25 protein-coding genes and 1 pseudogene are annotated in these 25601 nt (G+C 35.7%); 24 read left to right on the top strand and 2 right to left on the bottom strand.

Features of this window, described 5'->3' with window-relative positions; genetic code table 11:
• The first annotated feature begins 35 nt into the window (after positions 1 to 35).
• The 17 genes and pseudogenes from NQ558_RS11400 to NQ558_RS11320 all read left to right on the top strand — a co-directional run bounded on the left by NQ558_RS11400 (position 36) and on the right by NQ558_RS11320 (position 14837).
• Entirely contained in the window at positions 36 to 446 is a 411-nt protein-coding gene (locus NQ558_RS11400; RefSeq protein WP_005360167.1) for an endolytic transglycosylase MltG, read from the top strand.
• Between the two features lies 1 nt (position 447).
• On the top strand, positions 448 to 1092 hold the full coding sequence (locus NQ558_RS11395; protein WP_040446281.1) for an O-methyltransferase: 645 nt from the start codon (positions 448 to 450) through the stop codon (positions 1090 to 1092).
• Positions 1093 to 1160: 68 nt separating this feature from the next.
• The gene (locus NQ558_RS11390; RefSeq protein ID WP_005360171.1) at positions 1161 to 2387 is read left to right on the top strand and encodes a peptidase U32 family protein; all 1227 of its coding nucleotides are present in this window, start codon (positions 1161 to 1163) and stop codon (positions 2385 to 2387) included.
• Between the two features lie 129 nt (positions 2388 to 2516).
• The gene (gene sigK / locus NQ558_RS11385; protein WP_040446282.1) at positions 2517 to 3152 is read left to right on the top strand and encodes an RNA polymerase sporulation sigma factor SigK; all 636 of its coding nucleotides are present in this window, start codon (positions 2517 to 2519) and stop codon (positions 3150 to 3152) included.
• Between the two features lie 151 nt (positions 3153 to 3303).
• On the top strand, positions 3304 to 4803 hold the full coding sequence (locus NQ558_RS11380) for a YifB family Mg chelatase-like AAA ATPase (protein WP_005360174.1): 1500 nt from the start codon (positions 3304 to 3306) through the stop codon (positions 4801 to 4803).
• A gap of 2 nt (positions 4804 to 4805) precedes the next feature.
• Positions 4806 to 5807, top strand: coding sequence for a DNA-processing protein DprA (dprA, locus tag NQ558_RS11375; RefSeq protein ID WP_005360175.1), 1002 nt, complete (start codon positions 4806 to 4808; stop codon positions 5805 to 5807).
• A 33-nt stretch (positions 5808 to 5840) separates the two neighbouring features.
• Positions 5841 to 7919 (top strand): type I DNA topoisomerase, encoded by a 2079-nt coding sequence (topA, locus tag NQ558_RS11370; RefSeq protein ID WP_005360176.1) that lies wholly within the window; start codon positions 5841 to 5843, stop codon positions 7917 to 7919.
• A gap of 284 nt (positions 7920 to 8203) precedes the next feature.
• Positions 8204 to 8932, top strand: coding sequence for a 30S ribosomal protein S2 (gene rpsB / locus NQ558_RS11365; RefSeq protein ID WP_040446438.1), 729 nt, complete (start codon positions 8204 to 8206; stop codon positions 8930 to 8932).
• A 26-nt stretch (positions 8933 to 8958) separates the two neighbouring features.
• Complete coding sequence (gene tsf / locus NQ558_RS11360; RefSeq protein ID WP_005360179.1) at positions 8959 to 10053, top strand: translation elongation factor Ts; 1095 nt, start codon at positions 8959 to 8961, stop codon at positions 10051 to 10053.
• Between the two features lie 352 nt (positions 10054 to 10405).
• A pseudogene (locus NQ558_RS11355) lies at positions 10406 to 10516 on the top strand (ParA family protein); the annotation flags it as partial.
• Positions 10517 to 10526: 10 nt separating this feature from the next.
• Positions 10527 to 10919, top strand: a complete 393-nt coding sequence (locus tag NQ558_RS11350; protein WP_259907583.1) for a hypothetical protein — start codon at positions 10527 to 10529, stop codon at positions 10917 to 10919.
• Positions 10920 to 11030: 111 nt separating this feature from the next.
• On the top strand, positions 11031 to 11216 hold the full coding sequence (locus NQ558_RS11345) for a DUF6440 family protein (protein ID WP_005342831.1): 186 nt from the start codon (positions 11031 to 11033) through the stop codon (positions 11214 to 11216).
• A 24-nt stretch (positions 11217 to 11240) separates the two neighbouring features.
• A complete protein-coding gene (locus NQ558_RS11340; RefSeq protein ID WP_195557905.1) occupies positions 11241 to 11765 on the top strand; it encodes a flavodoxin family protein in 525 nt (174 codons plus the stop codon).
• Positions 11766 to 12021: 256 nt separating this feature from the next.
• Positions 12022 to 12318, top strand: a complete 297-nt coding sequence (locus NQ558_RS11335) for a hypothetical protein (protein ID WP_084812534.1) — start codon at positions 12022 to 12024, stop codon at positions 12316 to 12318.
• Between the two features lie 394 nt (positions 12319 to 12712).
• Positions 12713 to 12967: a helix-turn-helix domain-containing protein gene (locus NQ558_RS11330; protein ID WP_040446287.1), complete on the top strand. Its 255-nt coding sequence runs from the start codon at positions 12713 to 12715 to the stop codon at positions 12965 to 12967.
• 384 nt (positions 12968 to 13351) lie between these two features.
• Positions 13352 to 14635, top strand: coding sequence for a hypothetical protein (locus NQ558_RS11325; protein WP_005360208.1), 1284 nt, complete (start codon positions 13352 to 13354; stop codon positions 14633 to 14635).
• 28 nt (positions 14636 to 14663) lie between these two features.
• The gene (locus tag NQ558_RS11320) at positions 14664 to 14837 is read left to right on the top strand and encodes a hypothetical protein (RefSeq protein WP_198006729.1); all 174 of its coding nucleotides are present in this window, start codon (positions 14664 to 14666) and stop codon (positions 14835 to 14837) included.
• A 180-nt stretch (positions 14838 to 15017) separates the two neighbouring features.
• On the opposite strand, the gene NQ558_RS13235 is transcribed toward NQ558_RS11320, so the two are convergent.
• Complete coding sequence (locus NQ558_RS13235) at positions 15018 to 15173, bottom strand: transposase (RefSeq protein ID WP_156774953.1); 156 nt, start codon at positions 15171 to 15173, stop codon at positions 15018 to 15020.
• Between the two features lie 12 nt (positions 15174 to 15185).
• Entirely contained in the window at positions 15186 to 16013 is an 828-nt protein-coding gene (locus NQ558_RS11310; RefSeq protein ID WP_459539770.1) for an AraC family transcriptional regulator, read from the bottom strand.
• Positions 16014 to 16250: 237 nt separating this feature from the next.
• Between NQ558_RS11310 and NQ558_RS11305 the strand changes: the two genes are divergently transcribed.
• From NQ558_RS11305 to NQ558_RS11275, 7 genes are all read left to right on the top strand, one after another.
• On the top strand, positions 16251 to 19289 hold the full coding sequence (locus tag NQ558_RS11305; protein WP_005360211.1) for a glycoside hydrolase family 2 TIM barrel-domain containing protein: 3039 nt from the start codon (positions 16251 to 16253) through the stop codon (positions 19287 to 19289).
• A 167-nt stretch (positions 19290 to 19456) separates the two neighbouring features.
• The gene (locus tag NQ558_RS11300) at positions 19457 to 20854 is read left to right on the top strand and encodes an MFS transporter (protein WP_005360212.1); all 1398 of its coding nucleotides are present in this window, start codon (positions 19457 to 19459) and stop codon (positions 20852 to 20854) included.
• Positions 20855 to 21205: 351 nt separating this feature from the next.
• Complete coding sequence (locus tag NQ558_RS11295) at positions 21206 to 22006, top strand: helix-turn-helix domain-containing protein (RefSeq protein ID WP_005360213.1); 801 nt, start codon at positions 21206 to 21208, stop codon at positions 22004 to 22006.
• Positions 22007 to 22734: 728 nt separating this feature from the next.
• Positions 22735 to 23967: an ATP-binding protein gene (locus NQ558_RS11290; protein ID WP_005360214.1), complete on the top strand. Its 1233-nt coding sequence runs from the start codon at positions 22735 to 22737 to the stop codon at positions 23965 to 23967.
• Positions 23968 to 24040: 73 nt separating this feature from the next.
• Positions 24041 to 24532: an NUDIX hydrolase gene (locus NQ558_RS11285; protein ID WP_005360215.1), complete on the top strand. Its 492-nt coding sequence runs from the start codon at positions 24041 to 24043 to the stop codon at positions 24530 to 24532.
• Positions 24533 to 24562: 30 nt separating this feature from the next.
• Entirely contained in the window at positions 24563 to 25141 is a 579-nt protein-coding gene (locus NQ558_RS11280; protein WP_005360217.1) for a hypothetical protein, read from the top strand.
• A gap of 16 nt (positions 25142 to 25157) precedes the next feature.
• On the top strand, positions 25158 to 25586 hold the full coding sequence (locus NQ558_RS11275; protein WP_005360218.1) for a GNAT family N-acetyltransferase: 429 nt from the start codon (positions 25158 to 25160) through the stop codon (positions 25584 to 25586).
• The last annotated feature ends 15 nt before the right edge of the window (positions 25587 to 25601 follow it).

Genomic DNA, 25601 nt, shown 5'->3' with positions numbered 1-25601 from the left:
ACATCGCTTTGTAAGTGAGTGAAATGGAGATTTACATGGATAATAGAAAGACCTCACAGGGATTTGCAAAATTTTCAATAAAAACATTGGTTTATGTTGTAATGATAGTTGTTGCCATTGTCTGTGCCACAACGGCATATAGTTTTGGCTCACAGATTTTTAGCAATGAAGGTGTGGATCCAAAGCCGGGAACAGATATGACATTTACTGTTGATGAGGGAACTTCAATAGAAAGTTTTGGAAAAACATTAGAGGAGTTTAATGTTATAAAAAGTTCAAGAGTTTTTACGGTTCAGTCATATCTTTATGAAGTAAGAAAAATAAAGGCAGGAACATATTCTTTTAATACATCTCAGAGCAATGAGGAGATTTTTAAGATTATAAATGCCGGTCCGGAAGAGGACAAGAAAGAAACGGAAACAACTACGAAATCAAAGGGAGAATAGTGTGATAGTAGATGAGAGAATAGTCACTTACATGCATTCACTTGAAAAACCAAATAATAATGTGTTGGAAGAAATTGAACAGCAGGCTCATATTGACGGAGTTCCGATTATCCGAAAGGAAATGGAAAGCTTCTTGAGAGTAATGCTTACAATAACAAAACCAAAAAGAATTTTAGAGCTGGGTACTGCAGTTGGGTACTCAGCCATTTTAATGAGTGAAGCAATTGAAAAGGACGCAAGTATTATAACAATTGAAAACTACGAAAAGAGAATTGTTCAGGCAAGGGATAATTTCAAAAAAGCAGATAAGGAAGATGTTATTACAATGCTTGAAGGAGATGCCATGGAAATTATGCCCGGCCTTGAAGGAGACAGCTTTGACTTTGTTTTTATGGATGCGGCAAAGGCACAGTATATTCATTTTCTACCTGAAGTTATGCGCTTAATGAAGAAGGGGGCTGTTCTTATAACAGACAATGTTTTGCAGGAAGGGGATATTATCCAGTCTAAGTACGTTGTGAGAAGACGTGACAGAACAATTCACAAGCGTATGCGTGAATATTTGGAAGTAGTAAAGAATCATCCTGAACTTGAAACAACTATTGTTCCAATAGGTGATGGAATAACAATATCAGTGAAGAAATAATATTTGAAAAAAGATATTATATACAAGATACTATTTTGATAGATGAATAATGAGGAAAGGATTTAAAGATGAAAAAACCTGAATTATTAGTTCCTGCAAGCAGTTTGGAAGTTTTAAAAACTGCTGTGAGATATGGAGCAGATGCTGTATATATAGGTGGTGAAGTTTTTGGCTTAAGAGCAAAAGCTAAAAATTTTTCATTGGAAGAGATGAAAGAAGGGGTGGAATTTGCCCACAGATATAACGTAAAAGTGTATGTTACAGCCAATATTTTGGCTCATAACAGTGATATTGAACCGGTTAAGGCATATTTCAATGACTTGAAAAAAGTAAAGCCGGATGCGCTTATTATTGCTGATCCTGCTATTTTTACAATTGCAAAGGAAATGTTGCCTGACATGGAACTTCATATAAGCACGCAGGCTAACAATACTAACTATGGAACATACAATTTCTGGCATTCACTAGGTGCAAAGAGAGTTGTGTCAGCAAGAGAACTTTCAATTAGCGAAATAAAAGATATTAGAAATCATATTCCGGATGATTTGGAAATTGAAACTTTTGTACATGGTGCAATGTGTATTTCATATTCAGGAAGATGCCTTTTAAGTAGTTTTATGGCGGGAAGAGATGCAAATAAAGGTGCCTGCACTCATCCTTGCAGATGGAAATATGCAGTAGTGGAAGAATCAAGACCGGGCCAATATATGCCTGTAGAAGAAAATGAGCGTGGAACATACATTTTCAACTCAAAGGATTTATGCATGATTGACCATATTCCTGAACTTGTGGACGCAGGAATTGACAGCTTCAAAATAGAAGGAAGAATGAAGACAGCTCTTTATGTGGCAACAGTTGCCAGAACATACAGAATGGCAATTGATGATTATTTTGAAAATCCAAAGAAGTACGAAGAAAACATTCCAAAATACAAAACACTAATTTCACAGTGTACTTACAGACAGTATACAACAGGATTTTTCTTTGGAAAACCTGATGAAACAACACAGATATATGATTGTAACGTTTATGAACGAGATTATGTATATCTTGGAATATCAGGGGAACCTTTGGAAGATGGAAGTTTTGTAATTGAGCAGAAAAACAAATTCTGCGTAGGTGATAAAATCGAAATAATGAAAGCTGACGGAAGAGATATTGAAGCTAATGTAATATCGATTACAGATCAGGATGGAGTGGCAATGGAAAGTTGTCCGCATCCAAAGCAGATTATTACAATAAAGCTTGACCAGGTACCGGAGGCCGGAGACATACTTAGAATGAAAGCAGAATAAATGTTAATATAAAAAGACTTGGAGAGAACTTAGATAAGTAACTTTTCAAGTTTTTTTCTTTTTAGAGTACAGGCACAAAGAAGTCAGGTAAAGCATAAACTAGATTAAGTATGTCGAAAGGTATCCGGCTTGAAAACTTTTTTGGAACCTCTTACCCCTGATGAAGAAAAGATTTATATCGAAAAAATGAGGCTTGGGGATAAAAAAGCTAAGGACATACTGATTGAGAGGAATTTAAGACTTGTTGCCCATGTTGTAAAAAAATATTATGATGAGAACAGGGAAAACCAGGATCTTATTTCCATTGGAATAGTTGGACTTATAAAAGCTGTTAACACATATAATCCTGACAAGGGGAATCGCCTTGTAACTTACGCTGCAAAGTGTATAGAAAACGAACTTCTAATGATGCTTAGAGCGGAAAAAAAGAGAAGCAAGGATGTGTCATTAAACGAGCCTATTGGAACGGACAAAGAGGGAAATACCATAAGCCTTATAGACGTGGTTGAAAATGATGAAATGGATACGCTTGAACAAATAGAAAAAGCCGAGAATATCAGCCTTGTTCAGAAATATGTGGCACAGATTTTAAATGAAAGAGAAAAAGAAATAATTGTCTGGAGATACGGATTGGATGGCAAGAAGCCAATGACTCAGAAAAAGGTTGGGGAAAAACTTGGCATATCAAGAAGCTATGTAAGCAGAATAGAAAAAAGAGCTTTAGAAAAATTAAAAAAAGCTCTTGATAATTCATATAGAATGTGATAAAACTACATTACAAATGAAACACTTAAAACAAAATGCAACATAAACTGGCTTCAGAAATAAAGAAAAATAGTCAGAAAATATGTTAGATTTTGTTAAAAAACAAAACTAAATATATAATCAAAATACTAAAGGAAAGCGGGGGACTTATATGGTATGTAAGATAAAATGTGCCGCAATAACCGGAATTGACACCCAACCTGTTATTGTGGAAACAGACGTATGTAATGGCCTGCCATCTTTTGATATGGTAGGCCTTTTAGCATCCAATATTAAAGAATCCAGAGAACGTGTTAGAACAGCAATTAAGAATTCAGGTTTTATGATACCGCCTAAGCGAATTACAATAAATTTTTCGCCGGCTAATATTAGAAAGACGGGAACCTATTTTGACCTGCCTGTGGCAGTATCCATACTTATGTCAATGGGACTGATTAACTGCACAGTAGATGACAAAATGTTCATAGGAGAATTAAGCCTTAACGGGGACATTGTAAAGATTAACGGAGTGTTGCCACTGGCGCTGTCAGCGATGGAACAGGGAATTAAGAAGTGCTATGTTCCAATTGAAAACGTAGGCGAATGTGATTTTATAAAAGACTTGGAAATAATCGGGGTAGAGAATCTTAATCAACTGGTAATGATTTTGGCAACTAATATGAAACCGCCTGAAATAAAAATCATTCCACAGGAAACAGAAGATTACAAATACGATTTTAAAAATATAAAAGGACAGATTCAGGCAAGGAAAGCATCGGAAATAGCGGCGGCAGGAATGCATAATATGTTAATGATGGGAAGTCCGGGAGTAGGAAAATCCATTATAGCAAAAACAATGCCATCCATACTTCCTGACATGACATTGGAAGAACAAATAGAAATATCAAAAATACAAAGTGTGGCAGGAAATCTTTCAGGAAGCCTTGTGAAGACCAGACCTGTGAGAAGTCCACATCACACGGCAACAGTTTCGGCAATGATTGGAGGTGGATTTAATCCTAAACCCGGGGAGATTACACAGGCGCACGGGGGAATACTGTTTCTTGACGAATTGCCTGAATTTTCAAGGCAGGTAATTGAAACATTAAGACAACCATTGGAGGATGAGAAGATTATTGTGTCCCGAAGCGGAGGAACATATGAATTTCCGGCTAAATTTATTTTGATAGGGGCAATGAATCCCTGCAAATGTGGTTACTACCCTGACATGAACAAATGTACTTGCACAGAGCAGGAAGTAAAGAAATACATGGAAAAAATAAGCGGTCCGCTAATAGACCGAATAGACTTGTGCGTGCATATGAATCAGGTTACATATTTTCAATTGGAAAAAGAAGAACAGCCGGAAGATTCTTTAACCATCAAAGAAAGAGTAAATAGGGCTGTTCAGATTCAGCGTGAAAGGTATGCCAATGAGAAGTTTAAGTTTAACAGTCAGCTTTCAGGCGAAAACATAAAGAAATACTGCAAGCTTAACAAAGAAGAACAGCATTTAATGGAAAAAATATATACTACAATGGATTTAAGTATAAGAGCTTATGACAAAATCATAAAAGTGGCTAGAACAATAGCAGATTTAAAACAACACGAAAAAATACAACAGGGGGATATAGCTGAGGCTGTAAGTTACAGACCGGTGCTTTTCAAATAAATATGGATAATACAAATAAAAACATAAATAAAAATTCAAATACAAATGAAAATAAAAAAATAAACAATAAAAGAGGCAGTGAATACAAAGAACAGCTGGAAAAATTAAAGGACAAAAACTACATAAAGGAATTAGAAAAACAGGGCATAAAAGTTGTATCAGTAAATGACAGGGATTACCCGGCTAAGTTGTTGCCTTATGATCATAGACCGGAATATTTATTTTATAAAGGAAGACTGCCTGACAGGGACAAGCCTGTAGTGGCAATGGTAGGGGCAAGAGCGTGCTCTAATTATGGAAGAAAAATGGCAAGAGCATTGGCAAGAGAGCTGTCGGAAAACGGAGTTCAGATTATAAGCGGAATGGCAAGAGGCATAGACACTTATAGTCAGATAGGAGCTTTGGAAGGTGGAACGCCAACATTTGCAGTACTTGGAAGTGGTGTGGATGTTTGCTATCCAACAGAAAATATAGAACTTTATAATGATATTTTAAAAAATGGTGGAATAATTTCTGAGTATCCTCCGGGGGCAGGACCAATAGCCTGGCATTTTCTTCTTAGAAATAGAATTATAAGCGGACTTTCGGACAAGGTTATAGTAGTTGAGGCAAGAGAGAAAAGTGGTTCCCTGATTACCGTAGAATGGGCATTGGAACAGGGGAAAGACGTAATGGCAGTACCGGGTAGAGTGGGCGAGAAATTAAGCGATGGATGCAACTGTCTCATAAGGGCAGGAGCAGGCATAATTACAGGTGCTAACGACGTGCTAAATGACATACAATATAGTGGTTCAAAAAACGAAAATGAGAAAAAACAAAAAGAAAAAAGTCTTGAAAAAGATTTAGCCTTGTTGTATAGTGGGTTACGTTTACAGCCGAAAAATATTTATGAACTGATGAATGAAACAGGTTTTAAGTATGAAGAACTTACAGGTATGCTGCTAAAACTTCAGTTAATGGGACTGGTAGAGCAGCCATCAGAAAATTATTATTCAAAGGCTTAACGACAACAGCGAAAATATTTTAAGGAGATGTTTATGGCAAAATATCTTGTGATTGTGGAATCACCGGCTAAAGTTAAGACTATTAAAAAGTTTTTGGGCTCTAACTATGAAGTAGTTGCTTCAAATGGACACGTTAGAGATCTTCCTAAAAGTACAATGGGAATAGACATGGAAAATGACTACGAACCAAAGTACATTACAATTAGGGGAAAGGGAGACAAGTTGGCAGAACTTCGTCGCTATGCAAAAAAAGCAGACAAAGTATATTTGGCAACTGACCCGGACCGTGAGGGAGAAGCAATTTCATGGCACTTATCAATAGCCTTGAAATTAGATCCAAAGAAGACTTACAGAATTACTTTTAATGAAATTACAAAGCAGGCAGTAAAAGAGTCATTAAAACATCCAAGAGATATAGAAATGGGATTAGTTGATGCCCAGCAGGCAAGAAGAGTATTAGACAGAATGGTGGGATATAGCATTAGTCCGCTATTATGGATGAAGATTAAAAGAGGTTTAAGTGCAGGACGAGTTCAGTCTGTAGCATTAAAAATGCTCTGTGACAGAGAAGATGAAATAAACGCATTTATTCCAAAAGAATATTGGGATATGGATGCAGTATTAAAGCACAAAAATAAAGAATTTACAGTAAGCTTTTATGGTGACAACAAGGGTAAATTAGAAATTACCGGAAAAGAACAGTTAGACGGAATTGTTAAGGAATTAAAAGACAGTGAGTTTACTGTTAAGGACATTAAAAAGGGAAGCAGAACAAGAAAAGCACCTATACCTTTTACAACAAGTACATTGCAGCAGGAAGCTTCAAAGGCGCTTAACTTCTCAACACAGAAGACAATGAGAATAGCTCAGCAGTTGTATGAGGGTGTTGACATTAAGGGCAGAGGAACAATAGGTCTTATAACATATTTGAGAACTGATTCCACAAGAGTATCAGAAACAGCAGAAGTTCAGGTAAAGGAATTTATCGAAAGCAAATATGGCGATTCATATATGGCTAAAGAGATTAACTCAAAGAAGTCAAACAAGAAGATTCAGGATGCTCACGAAGCAATCAGACCTACAGATGTAAACTTAATGCCTGAAGAAGTAAAAGACCAGCTTCCAAGAGATTTATTTAGATTATATCAGCTTATCTGGAGAAGATTTGTTGCAAGCCGTATGGAAAATTCAGTTTACGAAACAACTAACGTAAAAGTTAATGCAGGAAAGTATATTTTTAATGCATCAACATCAAAACTTGATTTTGACGGTTTTATGAAAGTCTATACAGACAGTGATAATGAGAAAGTTGTTACAAACAACACCATTGCAAAGCTTGAAAAAGATTCAAAACTTGAATTTGAAAAGTTTGAAGAAAATCAGCACTTTACACAGCCACCTGCACATTTTACGGAAGCAGCACTTGTAAAGGCAATGGAAGAACAGGGTATTGGACGACCAAGCACTTATGCTCCGACTATTACAACAATTATTGCAAGACGTTATGTAACAAGAGAAAAGAAAAATCTTTATGTTACAGAGTTAGGTGAAGCAGTAAACAATGTAATGAAAACAGAGTTTAGTGTTATTGTAGACACACAGTTTACAGCTAACATGGAATCACTTCTTGATGCAGTTGAAGAAGGTACAATAGAATGGAAGACAGTTATCAGAAACTTCTATCCTGACTTAAAAGAACAGGTAGAAAATGCTGAAAAGAACTTAGAAAAGATTGACATTGCAGATGAAGAATCTGATGAAATCTGTGAAGAATGTGGAAGACGTATGGTAATTAAATACGGCCCACATGGTAAGTTTCTTGCCTGTCCGGGATTTCCTGAATGTAGAAATACAAAACCATACTTAGAAAAGATTGGTGTTCCTTGTCCAAAGTGTGGAAAGGATGTATTACTTAAGAAAACCAAGAAGGGCAGAAGATATTATGGTTGTATAGATAACCCTGAATGTGATTTTATGTCATGGCAGAAACCTTCTGCAGAAAAGTGTCCACAGTGTGGAGGCTATATGGTTGAAAAAGGTAACAAGCTTGCATGTGCAGATCCACAGTGTGGTTATGTTACAGAACTTAAGAAAGAAAAGCAGGCTAACTAAAAAACAATATGACAACATAGCAAAAGAATGTTGTGGAAAAATTGTGTGAAAGTCTGAATGAGAATTTTATAAAAAACATAATTTATACGAAAGAAAGCAGTTGCATACTGCTTTTTTTTGTGTTATGATATTTGAGTTGCATTAAGCACATCTGTGGAGAGTCAGACCGGTGCCCACGCTCGGGGTTGTCTGATTTGGTGAAGCAGATGGAAGGCATGATATATGCCGGGTTAACAACCGGAACAGTATCAATAATTAATTTAAAAAAACCAGGAGGTATAAGAATGAGCGTTATTTCAATGAAACAGTTATTAGAAGCAGGTGTTCATTTCGGACATCAGACAAGAAGATGGAACCCTAAAATGGCAGAATACATCTACACAGAAAGAAATGGTATCTACATCATCGACTTACAGAAGTCAGTAGGTAAAGTAGATGAAGCTTACAAGGCAGTTTCAGATATCGCAGCAGAAGGCGGTACAATTCTTTTCGTTGGTACAAAGAAACAGGCTCAGGAAGCTGTTCAGACAGAAGCTGAAAGATGTGGAATGTACTACGTTAACGAAAGATGGCTTGGAGGTATGCTTACAAACTTCAAGACTATCCAGTCAAGAATTAAGAGATTAAAAGACATCGAAAAGATGGCAGAAGATGGAACATTTGATGTTCTTCCTAAGAAAGAAGTTGTTAACATCAAGAAGGAATGGGACAAGCTTGAAAAGAACCTTGGCGGTATCAAGGATATGAAGAGAATCCCAGATGCTATCTTTGTAGTAGATCCTAAGAAGGAAAAAATCTGTGTTCAGGAAGCACATTCACTTGGAATTACATTAATCGGTATTGCAGATACAAACTGTGACCCAGAAGAATTAGACTATGTTATCCCAGGTAACGATGATGCTATCAGAGCAGTAAAACTTATCGTTTCTAAGATGGCTGATGCTGTTATCGAAGCAAACCAGGGTGAAGAAATGGTAGCTGAAGATGCAGCTGAAGAAGCAACAGAAGAATAAGATATAGTTTTTAGGAGGATATAATTATGACAATCACAGCAGCAATGGTAAAAGAATTAAGAGAATTAACAGGCGCTGGTGTTATGGCTTGTAAGAAAGCTTTAGTAGAAACAGATGGAGATCAGGAAGCAGCTATCGAAATCTTAAGAAAAAAAGGCGAAGCTACAGCAGTTAAGAAATCAGGAAGAATTGCAGCAGAAGGTGTTGTATTTACAGCAGTAAAAGACGGCAAGGCAGCAATCGTTGAAGTTAACTCAGAAACAGACTTCGTTGCTAAGAACGAAAAATTCCAGACATTCGTATCAAACGTTGCAAATCAGATTCTTGATTCTGATGCAGCAGACATGGACGCATTCATGGCTGAACCATGGGCACTTGATACAACAAAGACAGTTAAAGACGAATTAGTTTCACAGATCGCAGTAATCGGTGAAAACATGAATATCAGAAGATTCAAGAAGATTGAATCAGACGGAGTTCTTGCTTCATACATCCACGCTGGTGGAAAGATTGGTGTATTAGTTGACGCTGATGCTCCAGCAAACGATACAGTTGTAGCAGCAATTAAGACAGTAGCTATGCAGATTGCAGCTATGAGCCCTCAGTACGTTAGCAGAGAAGACATCTCAGATGAAGAACTTGCTAAGATGAGAGAAATCACAATTGACAGTGCTTTAAATGATGTATCATCACTTCCAAAGCCAATCCAGAAGGATATCTTCGCTGAAGCATTTGCTTCAGATGCATTAAATGCTGAAGACAAGGCTGTATTAGAAGAAAAGCAGAATGACAAGTATTTATTCAACTTCCTTTCAAAAGAAGCAATCGCTGCATTAGCTGCAATTGCAATGAGCAAGAAGGAAGCAATTATGGATAACAAGATTTTCAACGGCTTAGTTGAAGGTCGTATTTCAAAGCAGTTAAAAGAAGTATGTCTTCTTGATCAGACATACGTTATGGCTGCAGACGGAAAGCAGACAGTAAAAGCATACTTAGCTGAAGTTTCAAAAGAAGTTGGTGCTACAGTTGCACTTAAGAGCTTTGTAAGATTTGAAACAGGCGAAGGTATTGAAAAGAAAGAAGAAGACTTCGCTGCAGAAGTTGCAAAACAGATGCAGTAAATCATAAGTTATCATAACTTGATTTTATAAAAAAGAATTCTATTTTATAATGGGTGAAAACCCACATTATAGAGGAGAAAATCCCTTAAATGTACTATTTTTAGTATGTTTGAGGGATTTTTTTTGCTTTCTGAATCCTGAAAATTAAAAATATCTTAAATTCATAAAATATCATAAATTATCACGTCTTATCGTAGAATTTTGGTTTATTTTGGTTTGATTTGGGAAAATTTTGGTTCAACCAAATTAGATACGAAGTCTTCCTGTTTCTTTAGTAAGACGAAAATGTAACAGAATAATCAGAGCCGATATGAGTTTTCATTCTAAAAAATGTATAAGGAGGAAGAAAGAAATGTGTAAGGTAATTGCAATAGCAAACCAGAATGGTGGAGTAGGAAAAACAACCACAACAGTTAATTTAGGTATTGGATTAGCAAGAAAGGGGAAGAGCAATATGGTTTTGCATTGATGAAGTGTATGTTCTTTTAAATTCACCGTTCAGTGCAGAATATCTACGCCAGATGTGGAAAAAGGTAAGAAAGCAGGGAGGAATTTGCACAGGAATAACACAGAACATAGTGGACCTTCTTATTAGTGAAACGAGTACAACAATGCTTTCAAACTCTGCATTCATACTACTTTTAAATCAGTCAAGCAAGGACATAGAAAAGATAGTGGAGTCACTGGAAATATCAGAAGAGCAGCTTAACTATGTGATAGATTCACCGTCAGGATGCGGATTGATAAAATGCGGAAGCAGAATGGTACCGTTTGACAATGTGATAACAAAAGACAGTGAACTTTACAGACTTTATAATACAAATATGTATGAGAAGATGGAAAGGCTGGAGAAAGAAAAACAGTAATTGAATAAGGGGAGGTGGGTGTGGTAGAATTAAAAAATAAAAAGTTTGAAAATTTTAGTTTTTAGAGCTAAATAAATCGGAATTTAACGCTTGAAAAAAGGAGAAATAAACATGGCAAAGAAAGAAGAAAGATTTGAAGTTACATTTAGAGACGGAAGTCAACTTAAGGATGAAGGAGTTCGCCAAATCCTTGTAGATAAGGAGACTGGGGTTAACTATCTTTGTTGGAAATCTGGATATGGAGCGGCTATTACACCTCTTCTGGATTCAGAAGGAAAAGTCATAGTTACAAAGTAAAATCGAAAGTTGGAGGATACACGCATGAAAATTGTAATCATTAATGGAAGTGCCAGAAAAGGAAACACGCTGACAGCAATCAATGCATTTATAAAAGGAGCGTCAGAAAAGAATGAAATTGAAATCATTGAACCCGACAAACTCAACATTGCACCATGCAAGGGATGTGGTGTCTGTCAATGCTCTAAGGGATGCGTCGATAAGGATGATACAAATCCCACAATTGATAAAATTGCTGCCGCAGATATGATTCTTTTTGCTACGCCAGTTTATTGGTGGGGAATGTCAGCACAATTGAAATTAGTCATTGATAAGTGCTACTGCCGTGGATTGCAGTTAAAAAATAAAAAAGTGGGCACGATTGTTGTAGGTGGTTCTCCCGTAGACAGTATCCAGTATGAGCTGATTGATAAGCAGTTTGACTGTATGGCAAAATATCTTTCATGGGACATGCTTTTCAATAAATCATATTATGCAACAGCCAGAGATGAACTTGAAAAAAATAAGAATTCCATGAACGAACTTGAGAAAATCGGAAAAAATTTATAAAGTACACTCCAAATTCCAGTTTGTCGTAATGAACGCTAAAAAACATCGATTGTGAGGGGAAAATATGCTATTAGTAATTGAGAGTATTGTATTATGTTTGATTTTTACATTGATGGTTTACATCATGTCGAGAAAACCGATTAAGACTCCATATAACTACCCACCAAAGATACAGGAGAGGGTAAGAGAACTGGATGAATACAAGGATTAAATACCAACACAGGAAAATAAGATTGTCGCAAAGTGCATAGCATCTGTGTTGTTTGTAATCATTCTTAGTTTGATCCTTTGCTTTGTAAACGGATACACTACATTTGCTGAAGGTTTTGGATATGGATTCCTATTATGGACCATAGTTAATGCATACGATGCAATAGTACTTGATATAATATGGTTTTGCCATGATCCTTACTTTGTTTTCAAGGGGACAGAGGATATGGTCAAAGAGTATAGAGATTATTGGTTTCACATAAAGGGATTTTTTATTGGTGATGCATTGGCTCTTGTTGTTTGCGCAATGGCAGGACTTGTGATTCAATTTGTGCTTCCGTAAATTATGATTTAAACTTTCTCCCACGAGAAGAATGACAAATAGAAAAAATTATGTCACATTAGGACTATAAGAAAGATTAAATGCGGTGGACAAATCCATCGGGAAAGAAAAAAGATTATGTTTAGATTCAATTTTGCAAACTACTATAGCTATCAGTACGAACAGCAGCTCGTTCAGGAATATGAACAGAGTTTAGTTTGTGTGCACTCCAAAACGGTAAGCAAAATGCGAAAACGAACATGATTGCTATAGATGTCATTGTGGCAAAAACAAAAATTCGATTTTCATTAACCGCTTATCTTTTTGGAAGATAGGTGGTATTTTTTATGCAAAAAAAGTAAGCATTTTATGCCACCGGAGAATTGATTAGCAAGTTTGAATGGAGGAAATAAAGATGTTTACATTACCCACAATAGATACAGTTGGTACAGGAATAAGAATCATGGATTTAAGAAAGAAAGCAGGATTATCTGTCAAAGATTTACAGATGATGCTTGGATTTGCAACTCCAAATGCAATATACAAATGGCAGAATGGTGCTGCAATGCCAACACTGGATAATTTTATCGTGTTGGCAACAATATTTAACGTACCTATTGACGACATTATAGTTATTGATAATAAAACGAACATGCAAATAGGTGCATGAAAAAATGTAGATTCAGATAAATGAGTCTGTGCAAGGTCCCCTAGTCTAAAGGTTAGGGCGCAGCCCTTTCAAGGCTGAGATGCTCGGTTCGAGTCCCTCTCTTTCCGTTGCTACTAAAAAAGAAAAATATATTTAGATTTTGCAGAGTCAGACGGATTGTTTGGCTCCTTTTTGTTGTCATCATGACAGCAAAAAAGCTACTTTTAGTATGTGAATAAAAGCCCATAATAACGTTTGTTATAATAAATTATATATGGTAAAACCATACATGATTTAAGATATATGATTTCACCATATTTTATGTATGGAAATTTGGGGGTATCGCTTCTTGAAAAAAAGATGTAGTATGAAGATAAGCCGATAATAAATAAACAGGAGAAAGCGATGTTTAAGGTTGAAGATAATAAGAAAAAGACAGGAAAATATCTGAAAAAATTAATATTAGATAAGTATAAATCTCAGAGACAATTTTGCAAGGCGTTTCTTGAGATGCGCGATGGTAAAGTAGATGAAGCATTACTAGAAAAATTCACCACTAAAATATCTGCAATAACAAGAGGAGAGGGAACAGTTCAGACTTATGATCTCCCAATATTCTGTGAACTTCTAGACGTGTCCTGTGAACAGATTCTTAGTGCCGGTAAATGTTATAAGCCGGTAAAAAGTCATATTACAAATTATGAAGTGGCATTCTCAAAGGATAAAAAAGTCTGGGAATCATATATGAACCGAGAGGATAAACTGTTTTTAAATTATGATGAATATGGTAAATCTGTGGTTGATTATGCTCTCGAATTTCATAACTATGATTTCATTAAGTATCTGATGAAAACAGGGCATCTTAATTTTGTGGATAATAGTAAGTGGGAGAGAGGGTTTAATTTTGGTCTGTCGACTGATATTAAAAGACGAGAGATTGGATATAACGATATTTGGCCGATAGCTCACAGATTAGGAGTACCTGAAAGCTTAGTATATGAAGAACGATTAAGAACAAAAGCTATAACGTTAGCTATCGAAAATCATGATTATGAATGTTTGGAAGAATTAAATGCAAGAGTCAATCCGGCAATATATAACTTGACTATATTCGATAACCGTGGGGAGAGGTTAGAAGAACAAAGGGATGATGAGTTGATTGAAACGATAGCAAATGCGGATGAAAAAATAATTGAATATTATACAGAAGAATTCGTAATTGAGGACATTCATAAAAGAGAACACACTTTTATGTTTCCGTATTTGAATAGAGTTGTTGCAATTATGATTAAAAATAAAAATCCAATGGTTGGAAGTGTATTAGATAAAGCTATTAAGCATAACAGGGATGCTTTGGAGCAATTGAAACAGCAATTAGACGAATATACAGATATTCTTTATCGAGAAAGAACGATTATGTTTAACGATAAGGATGACGACGAGTTAATCAAAGAATATAAAGAACAATGTCATCGTGAGGCTGAGTATTGGGCTAAGCAGGGATTATATTATAAAGAAGATGATGGAATGCTTTCTTATCATTACAGTACGGATAAAGGAAAAATTGAAGGAATGCTAACTAATATTATCTCGGTGGGTTGTAAACCAAAGGACACTGAAATTGCTGAAAAGATAAACGAATTAAATGGATTGGTAAAAAATATTATTGAGTTAGGTAAACATGAATAGGAAAAACGAGCGCAGGAGGTGGAACGGCATGAGTATTTTTGATTTAGAAGATGGCGATTTTATTTTTGGAAGCGGAGATACTGGATTTGATTCAGATGGTCATATGATGAACAGAATGTCTGATAATATGGCTTTTGATCTGGACACAGGAGAAATACATATGGTGTCAGGCTGGGATGATGACGATGAAGATGATTGGTAAAAGAAAACTAACGTATGGTTAGGGGGCTGTAAAAAAAGTCCTTAATTAGCAGAGATGCATTGGCTGTTGCCAATGCATCTCTGTTTCTTATGTTAATTTATAATTATCGTCGATTTTTAGGGTACTTTAATAAGCCCTATGTTAATAAGAGCTTTTTTCGATATATTCAGTTACCGATAGTCAGGCAATAAGCTTCAATCTATTACGTATATTATGATATTTATAAAGATTAAAAGCACAGGCAGTCAGCGTTAATTCCAAATTTACGTTTTCCATGCCTCTTCTGAATAGTCTTTTATAATATCTGTCCCATTTAATAACACCAAATGTCCGCACCCTCGACTCATTTCAGAATTTGTTTCTCAGCTTTCGGTATTCTCTCGGCGAATATCCTTTCAGCTTGTGAAAAAGCCGGCTGAAATAAAGCTGGTTATCATATCCGACAATCTTAGAAATCTCATTGATGGAATAAGTTGTTGTTTCAAGTAACATCTGAGCATTGTTGATGCGGATTCCCACAATGAATTGCATTGGTGTAGAACCGGTATATTTTTTGAAATTTCGGATAAACCAGCTGACACTCATGCCTCGTGAGGCAGCATAATCATCAATATTGATATTTTGACTGTAGTTTTCACTGAAAAAGGTAACAGCATTATCCATCTCATGATCAAGATATTCATTTTTTAATATGTGCTCTCTAGTCAGTTCCCGGTGGAAACTAATCAGAAGATGACGTAGCAAAAGGACAAGCATTTCCTCATAATTATCTTGACAGCGTTGGAGCTCGATAATGATACGTTTGAAAATTTGTTCATATTCATTAGATGTACCCACTTGAAAGACACGTTCTTTATCCGGAAACCCATATTGACGTAAGATATTTTTCACATTGCTTCCTGTGAAGTGAATCCAGTATACTTCTGTCTTATCTTCTCCGTAATATTCATATTTTTGGAGTTCTTTCGGTCTGTACAGTACAATGTTGCCGGCTGGAACAATCGTTTCATTATTTACATTATCAAAATGAAAATGCCCACAACCAGCAGTGATATATATAATCTGATAATCCAGACGCCCCCTTGGACGGTAGGTCGGAAGTTTGGGATGTCTGGAAAGACGGTAAGTACCACAGCTACCGACAATCAGCGGACGACTTTTGTCTTTGAAATCCATATGTGAGTGGTTCAAATAACCGGTGTTCAAATACATGGGACAGCACCTCTTTTCGTATTTTTTATCATTGTATCATTTAGTGCATATTTTGTCTAATCTAATTCATAGACATATTTTGCAAATTAGGATAAGCTATATACATAGCATAACTAAGGAACGTAAACAAAAAGTAAAGTATAAGGTTTGCTTTAGGAAAACAAAGAACAAAAAAGTATATGTATTGGAGGAGAGTTATTTATGATTGTACCACGTTATTATGAAAATCTAAGCGTACTTCACGAAAACACAATGCCAGCCAGAGCCTATTATATTCCAGCATCCGGAAGAATGGATAACTTGGTGGAACACAGAGAAGAGTCAGATCGTATGCAGTTATTGAATGGAACTTGGAAATTCCAGTATTTTAACAGCATCTATGACATTCAGGATTCTTTCTTTGAGAAGAATTATGATACAGAAAATTTTGAGGAGATTCAGGTTCCAAGTGTATGGCAGATGGCTGGATATGATACACACCAGTATACAAACATCCGGTATCCATTTCCGTTTGATCCACCATATGTGCCACAGGACATTCCGTGTGGAGCCTATGTACATACTTTTGAGTACAGTAGAGATGAGAAAGCACCAAAATCTTTTTTGAACTTTGAAGGAGTAGACAGTTGCTTTTACGTATGGATCAATGGCTCTTACATAGGATACAGCCAGGTTTCGCATATGACCAGTGAGTTTGATGTTACCGATGTACTTCAGGATGGAACGAATACGGTGGCAGTGTTGGTAATGAAGTGGTGTGATGGTTCCTATTTGGAAGATCAGGACAAATTCCGTATGAGTGGTATTTTCCGGGATGTGTACATTTTGAAACGCCCAAAACAGGCAATCAGTGATTATCATATTAAAACAAGAATTGAGGATATGCTTGCGAAAGTAGAAATTGAAATGAAATTCTACTCTCCGTTAAATGTAAAAATTTCGATTGAAGATAGAAACGGAGCAGTTGTAGCACTAGGAAGTATTGCTGAAGAAGGAACAGCTGTATTAGAAATCGCAAGTCCGGAACTTTGGAATACAGAAAATCCATATCTATATAAACTGATTCTTGAAACAGAGAATGAAGTAATTGTAGATCACATTGCATTAAGAAAGATAGAGATTAAAGACCAGGTTATTTATTTAAATGGACAGAAGATTAAATTCCGTGGTGTCAATCGACATGATTCTGATCCGGTTACTGGATTTACAATCAATCCGGAACAGATTACAACCGATCTTACATTAATGAAGCAGCATAATTTTAATGCGATCCGTTCCAGCCACTATCCGAACGCACCATTTTTCTATGAAATGTGTGACAAGTATGGATTTATGGTAATAGATGAAGCAGATATTGAAGCTCATGGTCCATTTATGCTCTACAGAAAAGAAGACACTGATTACAATCGATTCAAACGATGGAATGAGAAGATTGCAGATGATCCGGTATGGGAAAAGGCAATCGTTGATCGCGTAAAACTCATGGTGGAACGTGACAAAAACCGTTTCTGTATTGTTATGTGGTCAATGGGAAATGAGAGTGCTTATGGCTGCAACTTTGAAAAAGCACTGGAATGGACAAAGAATTTTGATCCAGACCGTATCACACAATATGAGAGTGCAAGATACCGTAATTATGATGAAACATATGATTACAGCAATCTGGATATGTACAGCCGGATGTACCCGGCGCTTTCCGAAATTCAGGAATATCTGGATAAAGATGGAAGCAAACCATTCCTTTTGGTAGAGTACTGTCACAGCATGGGAAATGGACCTGGAGATTTTGAAGATTACTTCCAGATGATTCAGGATAATGATAAAATGTGCGGCGGCTTTGTCTGGGAATGGTGTGACCATGCGATTGCTCATGGAACTGCTGAGAATGGAAAGACTATATATGCTTATGGGGGCGACCATGGCGAAGAAATTCATGATGGCAACTTCTGTATGGATGGATTAGTATATCCGGACAGAACGGCACATACAGGACTTTTGGAATACAAGAATGTTTATCGCCCGGCAAGAGTTATTTCCTATAACAAAGAAAGCGGAGAACTGGTGCTTCATAACTACATGGATTTTGATGACTTGAAAGATTATGTGAAGATTAGTTATGAGCTGACACAGGATGGTCTTGTGATTAGCAAAGGCATACTTTCGGAGTTTTCTGTGGCACCACACGGGGAAGGAAAAACAAACCTGAAGATCAATGTTCCAGAGAATGGGAAATGTTATTTAAAACTTATTTACCATCTGAAAAAAGAATTGCCACTGTTGGATGAAGACCATATTCTTGGATTTGATGAAATTGAGGTAAGTAAAGAGGATACAAAATGTAAACTTGCAGAGAAATGGATACCAAAAACAGTAGTGGACTCTGAATTACAGGTAAATGAAAATGATACACAGATTCATATCAAGGGGCGTGAATTTGCCTATACCATAGACAAACGTACTGCACTCTTTATAGAGATGAAATTCGCAGGGCGGGAATACTTGAACCATCCGATGGAATTAAATATTTGGAGAGCTCCAACAGATAACGATATGTACATCAAGTCTGAATGGAAGAAAGCCCACTATGATAAGGCTTACACAAGAGCCTATACGACAGAGGTTGTGCAGGGAAAACATGGTGTGAAGATTACAAGCCATGCTTCCGTTGTGGCAGAGACAGTACAGAAGATTCTTGATGTGACGATTACATGGAAAATAGAAGCTGCTGGAAAGATTGATGCAGATATTGCAGTAACAAAAGACGATGAATTCCCGGATCTTCCGAGATTTGGTGTGAGGATGTTCCTGGATAAAAAACTTTCAGCTGTAAGATACTTTGGAATGGGACCACAGGAAAGTTATTGTGATAAACATCAGGCTGCGAGCCACGGTTTGTACCGGGCAGATGTAGGGGATTTACATGAGGACTATATCCGTCCACAGGAAAATGGAAGCCATTATGATTGTGAATATGTAGAGCTTAACAACAGCCGATATGGAATTGTGGCATCCGCAGAAAAGGCATTTTCATTCAATGCTTCTTATTATACACAGGAAGAACTTGAGAAGAAAAAGCATAATTATGAATTAATAGAATCAGATAGTGTAGTATTCTGTGTTGACTACGCATTAAATGGCATTGGTTCTAATAGTTGTGGTCCAGTTGTATTGGAGCAGTACCGATTTGATGATGTATTATTCCGGTTTAAGTTTACACTGATACCGTATGTAAAGGGATAATAAAGTTTCATGTAACCCGTAAACAAGGAAAGAGAGTCTGATTGTAATGTAAAATCCGGATATACAGAGCAATCAGACAAAATCAGAGAAAAAAACAGAATTAGATATCATATGGTTAGCCATATTGAGATTCTAAGTGCGATGAAGATGAGGAGCAGAGAAATTCTATGGAAGAAAAAAAGTATTTGAAATGGTATAACAAAATTGGATACGGATCAGGTGATATTGCAGGTAATGTAGTCTATGCGTTCCTGACATCTTTTATGATGGTCTATCTGACGGACTCGGTAGGACTTGCTGCAGGTGTCGTAGGTACCCTGATTGCCGTATCAAAACTATTTGATGGTTTTACGGATATATTTTTTGGAGCAATGATTGACAAAACACACAGTAAAATGGGAAAAGCGAAACCCTGGATGCTATACGGATATATTGGTTGTGCCATTACGCTGGTCTGCTGTTTTGCAGTACCGGTCAGCTTGGGAACAACGGCTAAATATGCATGGTTCTTTATCTCTTACACACTGTTAAATGGTGTGTTTTATACAGCAAACAATATTGCTTATTCAGCACTTACGTCACTGATTACAAAGAACAGCAAAGAGCGTGTGCAGATGGGATCTTATCGTTTTATTTTTGCGTTTTCAACAAGTCTTCTGATTCAGGCAATTACAGTTGGATTTGTAGATAAATGTGGTGGAGATGCTGCAGCATGGAGAATGGTTGCTATTATCTATGCAATCATTGGTCTTGTTATAAATACGATTTCAGCACTTTCTGTTAAGGAACTTCCTGAGGAAGAACTTAACGAAGGAGAAGTAAAGGATGATAATGAAAAGTACGGAATGGTACAGGCATTCAAACTTCTTGTTAAAAACAAATATTACATGATGATTTGTGGAACATATATTTTACAGCAGTTATATGGTGCCATGATTGGAGCTGGCATTTATTACATGACATGGGTACTGAAAAATAAGAACTTGTTTGGACAATTTGCATGGGCAGTAAATATTCCACTGATCATTGCCCTGATTTTCACACCGACATTAGTTGGTAAATGGAAAGGTATGTATAAACTGAACTTAAGAGGTTATGTTTTAGCAGTCATTGGTAGAGCACTTGTTGTTGTTGCCGGATATATGGGCAGTGTTCCGCTGATGATGGCGTTTACAGCTCTTGCAGCCTTAGGTCAGGGACCATGGCAGGGAGATATGAATGCAGTTATCGCATCCTGCTCTGAATACACTTATCTTACACAGGGAAAGAGAATTGACGGAACGATGTATTCTTGTACTTCTCTTGGCGTAAAAATCGGTGGAGGTATTGGAACCGCTGTTGTTGGATGGATGCTTGAGTTCAGTGGATATGTCGGAACAAATGCAACTCAGCCGCAGTCTGCACTTGACATGATGCAGTTTATGTATCTTTGGCTTCCGTTAATCTTTGATGTATTGATTATGTTTGCACTTTCAAGAATGAATGTAGAAGATGCAAATAAAAAACTGAAAGCAGAAAAAAAAATTACTGCAGATGAAGTAACGGATGCATCAGACATAAATTAGAATTGACAGGAGAAAGCGTTGTCTGGTCGTTGCTCGATGAGACAGTGCTTTTTTCTATATATAAAGTGATAGAACTGTATTTTGAAAATAAAAAAGGACCACTTCATTTTTGTGAAATGGCCTTAAGAAAATATTCAGTTTTCACAAAATAGTCCTTTTAGTATTTATACATGGTAAGGATGCTCAAAATATTCAGTGTAGAATACTAAAAGGTCATTCATATATTTTTTTAGGTTGCTCATTTGCAATTCCTCCTTTCCTTATTTACAAGTTGATTATAAGATAGGTGTAAAAGGATTGCTTGCCAAATCGAAAGAAGATATAGACAAATGTTGCAAAGGGGAGTATTTCATGCAGTTAAAATATGTTGACACAAAAGAGGAGATTATAGCAATAAATAGGAAGTCAAAACATATTGAACCACATCTTCATAATGCACTGGAGATCGTTTGTGTAACAAGTGGATCATTAGAACTTGGTGTCGGACAGGAACTATACCATATGGAAAAAGGAGATATAGGCTTTGTATTTCCAGATGTTATTCATCACTATCAGGTACTGACACCCGGTGTAAATAAAGCGACTTATCTGATTGCATCGCCATTTTCGATAGACAAATTTGCAGATATCATGCAATCCATGGCTCCTGAATACCCAATCATCAAAGCGGAAAAGGTTGAACCGGAGGTATATAGGGTTATAAATGCAATTTTAGAGACAGAACAGTCGGATATTACTGTTGCACAGGCATATCTTCAAATTGTGTTGGCACGCTGCATAGGAAAATTAAATTTGGTAGAAAAGAGCAGTGTTGGGAGCAATGATCTTATTTACCAGACAGTTTCCTATATATCAGCAAATTTCAAGAAGAAGTTTTCGTTAGAAGAGATGGCAAAAGACCTGGGCGTGGGCAAATATGTTTTATCCAGACTCTTTTCCAAGACATTCCATAGAAACTTTAATCAATATCTTAACGATGCAAGGCTGAACTATGCATGCCATCGTTTGGAAAATACGAGTGATTCTATTACAAATATTTGTCTGGATAGTGGATTTGAAAGTCAGAGAACGTTTAACCGAGTATTTAAAGAAAAATATAAAATATCACCAAGTGATTATCGAAGTACTTGTGTGAAAGAGATGTTGTCATGAAAAGGAAGAAATCTGGGAGGGAGGCAGCACAAGCCAGTTCTCTCCGGTAATGACATTAAGAAATTTGGAGTGGCGAAGACACAGACACTGGAAGAATATTATAATGAAGAAATTCGAAAAGTGAGAATTTCAGCTATGAGTCATTGCTGATTATAAAGTTGGGGAACAAAAATACTCCCCAACTTTATAAAAAGAATTCTCCAAATAGGAAAAAATGAAATTGAAATCAAGCAACAAATGCTCAAAATTATTCCCCCATTTAAAAATTGGGGGAACACCGGAAATCATTAAATATGACAGAAAAGCTTGACCACAACAACGGAAAAAAAGAAAAAAGAATAATAAAAAATTGTTATAATTGTGAAAAAATACATACTAATAAAGTGAAAATAAAAAGTTATAGTATCGTATAGGAATATTTCTACGATAATACACATGTATTTAGTGTATAGAACATAAAAATTTGATATAATGTAAATATGAATATACCTATTCAATCAGTTATATTTAGTGGATTAAGAGGTGTAGGAAAGACAGTTCTTATAAATAAATTGAAAGATAAGATGAATATAAGGAATGTGTAAAAGAAAATTAATTTATATTAATCGAAAACATACATTATTATTACAAAAGCGACTAATCCATATTCTTATTATGGATTAGTCGCTTGAATATTATTTGAAGAATGTTTATAATAATCTTAAATATTGTTTATATGGAGGATCAAAATGTCATATATTGAAAGAAACATTTCACCAATTCTTAAAGATAGAGTACAAAAAAGTAAATGTACTTTAGTCGTTGGTGCAAGACAGGTTGGAAAATCAACATTAATTAAACATGAATTTTCAGAATACAATAGAACTAATTTTGACGATAGATTAACTAGAATACAAGCTAAAGAAGAACCTAAATTATTCTTTTTGAATAACCCATGTCCTCTCTTTATTGATGAAGTACAGAAAGAGGGCGCAATTCTGGAAGAGATTAAACAAATAGTAGATGAATCTGATGAAAGAGGACAGTTCATATTGTCGGGTTCTCAAAAATTAGAACTTATGAAGGGAATTAGCGAATCACTGGCTGGCAGAGTATCAATTTTTGAACTTTCAGGTTTGTCCATGCGTGAAATTAAAAAGATAAAATTTAATAAACATTTTGTGCCTACAGAGGATTATTTGAAAGAGCGTGAAACAGAATTAAAGAAATATGATAACGTATGGGAAATTATTCATAAGGGTTCATATCCTGAATTATACGATATAGATCGAGATTGGCAGGAGTTTTATTCATCTTATGTATCAACATATTTAGAAAGAGACATAAATGAGTTGATTGCTACTGACAGTATTACATTTACAAAATTTTTAACGGCTGTTGCAGCCCGAACAGGTGAGCTACTTAATTATGCAAATATTGCAAGTGACATAGGTATAAGTGAAATGACTGTAAAAAAATGGATATCAATTTTAGAAAGAACAGGGATAGTTTATTTGTTACAGCCATATAGTGCAAGCGCATTAAACAGAGCTATAAAAACACCAAAAATATATTTTAGGGACACAGGACTTGCCTGTTATCTGACAAGATGGTTGACAGCTGATGCACTAAAGAATTCGGCAGTAGCCGGAAATATGTTTGAAACATTTGTTATTTCTGAAATCTTAAAAACGTATTCTAATGAAGGTAAAGATTATCGTTTCAATATTTATTACTATAGAGGTAAGGACAAAAGAAAAACAGGAGAAAATGAAATAGATTTAATTATCGAAGAGAATGGAGTATTATATCCTGTTGAAATAAAAATGTCAGGTAATCCAAAGGCTATTATGGGAGCCACAAATCAGGTCCTTGACAAGATACCTGATAAAAAAAGAGGTATGGGAATTATTCTTTGTCTGATAGATAAAAAAACATATTTAAGAGAAAACCTGATAGCTTTGCCAATTGAATATATATAGATTATATTTTGTTAGTACATCAAATATATGGAAACATGTGCAGAGATAAGATGTATTGTGTAAGGAGATTATTATGGCCGAATTATGGGATGCATATGATAAAAAATTTAATAAAATAGAAAATACGACTTTAGTTAGAGGAGAAACAATCCCGGATGGTATTTATCATTTGGTTAGCGAAGTAATAGTAAAACATACAGACGGTTCATATTTGTTAATGCAACGTGATTTACGCAAACATCATGGTGGTGAATGGGAAGTTACAGCTGGAGGCTCTGCTTTGCAAGGCGAAAACGGATTAGAAGCAGCAATTAGGGAATTGAAAGAAGAAACAGGCTTGAACGCTGATAAAATGAAGGAAATTACACGAGTTGTACATGACGGTCATCATTCCCTTTACATTATATATTTATGTGTGTCTGATTTCGACAAAAACTCGGTTGTTTTGCAGGAGGGTGAAACAATAGATTACAAGTGGGTGGATAAGGAAACTTTTGAAAAAATAGATGAGAATGAACTGGCAGCAAGGAGAACGTTGGAAGCCATTAGGGAATATAATTTGTAGGTAAGAGAAAATAATAAAAACGGAGGAACAATGACTTTTTTTCATGCATCACAGACGAAAAATATAAAAATTTTAAAACCAAATATATCAAATCACAATATTCCTTTAATTTACTTTTCAGACAAAAGAGAGAATGTATTGGTGTATTTAAGCAATGCTATTGAAAAATTTTGTAAGGAAAAGCATTTTAAGTTTGAGGGCTTCTGGCATAAATGGGGACCGTATGGATTTGATAAAGATGGTAGGTTGTGCCTGGAAGAATATTATCCAAATGCATTGAAAGAAACGTATAGTGGAGTTAAAGGATATATATATTCATGCGACAGTATATCAACATACAAAGAGTTAAATATTCAAATTCCTAATGCATATATTTCAGATCGACCAACAAAAGTGGAACATTGCGAATATGTTTCAGATGCATATTATGAAATAATAAAGGCTGAACAGGAAGGCTTAATAACAATTTGCCGATATGATGAATTTATAAAAAAGAGAAAAGAATGGTTACAGAAAACTATTCGAGATGAGTTTGCTAATAGTTTGTTGGCACCGGATTATAGATTTTTCCTTGAAAATAAATTTGCAGATATTTTAGCTGGTAAATAGAAAAATTGGAGCATTTATGAAATATACAATAAAAGAAAATCAATTGGATTATGAAACATATTACAACCTTAGAGAATCAGTTGGATGGAATAACTGGAGCAAGGTACAGGCACAGAAAGCACTCAAAAAATCTTATTACTCAATTGTGATTTATGATAATGAAAATGAAAATGCAATTGGTATGGGAAGAGTTGTGGGCGATGGCATATATTTCACCATTGTAGATATTGTGGTAAGACCTGAATATCAGGGCAAGAAAATAGGAACGGCAATAATAAACTCTATTTTAAATTATATTGAAAGAAATATGTATGATGGAAGTAGAGTGAGCGTACAATTGTTAGCAGAGGCAGGTAAAGAACAATTTTACATAAAGCAGGGATTCAAACTTGTGCCGCATCAGTATTGTGGACCGGCACTGAGAAAAATAATATATAAAAAATAAATTAGATTTTAGGGA

The organism is Eubacterium ventriosum (genome assembly GCF_025150745.1).
Lineage (GTDB): Bacteria > Bacillota > Clostridia > Lachnospirales > Lachnospiraceae > Eubacterium_G > Eubacterium_G ventriosum.
Note: the sequence above shows the minus strand (reverse complement) of the source record. Positions and strands in the feature narration are given on the sequence as shown.